The 902-nt window shown below is 40.4% G+C and carries 1 protein-coding gene and 1 pseudogene; both read right to left on the bottom strand.

The genetic code is table 11. The features are described 5' to 3' along the window. Positions 1-50: 50 nt before the first annotated feature. Positions 51-398, bottom strand: a complete 348-nt coding sequence (locus tag OO184_RS24920; protein ID WP_283256388.1) for a tail fiber assembly protein — start codon at positions 396-398, stop codon at positions 51-53. Beyond that, positions 395-902: pseudogene (locus OO184_RS24915) on the bottom strand (hypothetical protein); the annotation flags it as partial. The gene OO184_RS24920 and the pseudogene OO184_RS24915, both read right to left, overlap by 4 nt.

The following is a 902-nucleotide window of genomic DNA, read 5'->3' as shown; positions in this document are numbered from 1 at the left end:
GAATGGCCGGTGCAACCAAAATAATTACAGGGGCGTATTGCCCCTGATTGTTATTCTGGTTTTTCAGGCCAGTTAATTTCAGGTACTGTCGAACAGTCTACACGGTTCAGTTGTACCCGATATTTTTTCCACTCTGTCAGTTTCTGTTTTTCCGCATCTGTGGCTATATCTAAATCAATTGCATCTTGCAAAGGGGCGATGCAATTATTAGCATTAGATAGTAATAAATGTTTTTCAAAATCTGCTTCTTTTATGAGTTGTTCTTTTGATGGTTTTGGGTGCAAGTGATTATACTCCTCCTCTGGTGTCAACTTTCTAAAATCATCCATAATCAAGTGCTTTTGGCTGTCATCAAAACCATGAATTGCCCCAGTAACGATATTCAAATAGTGATTCATCGTAATTCTATCCACGTTCCTAATTTCCCCCTAACTAACTCATACGTTGCCCCCACTGGCACAATAAGAGTGCAATTATCAATACCGCTATAAAAGTCAACGAAAACATTGTCTATTTTAAATGCGACTGCTCTACTGTTAGACCAAATAATAACGGCGATAGGATTCCCCGTTGAATTTGTATAAACGGTGTTAGGGGCTCGACTTGACGTTACGTTAACCCATGATTGATTTACACCAAGCAATTGCCTACCTTTCTGCTGATATTTACCATCTGACTCAGATTTAGTGTAACTCTCCCCCCTGACTGCATAATTCCCTGTTGGTTGGTAGTTTCCGTGTGGTTGGTATTTGCCGTCTGATTCCGATTTGGTATAAATTTCCTCACGAACGGCGTAATGGCCTGCAGGCTGTGCTTTCACATCTTCTGCACTCAAATTGATATCATTCGACAGAGATTTTCCATTAATTTTTCTACTATTGGGCACGGCACTTTTCGCCAAG

This window comes from Photorhabdus aballayi, assembly GCF_026153155.1.
GTDB classification, from domain to species: Bacteria; Pseudomonadota; Gammaproteobacteria; order Enterobacterales; family Enterobacteriaceae; genus Photorhabdus; species Photorhabdus luminescens.
This window is presented reverse-complemented; position numbering and strand designations above follow the sequence as displayed.

Bases quoted from the DNA above. Each gene is read 5' to 3' on its own strand.
- OO184_RS24920 (WP_283256388.1), bottom strand. From the start codon at position 398: ATGAATCACTATTTGAATATCGTTACTGGGGCAATTCATGGTTTTGAT.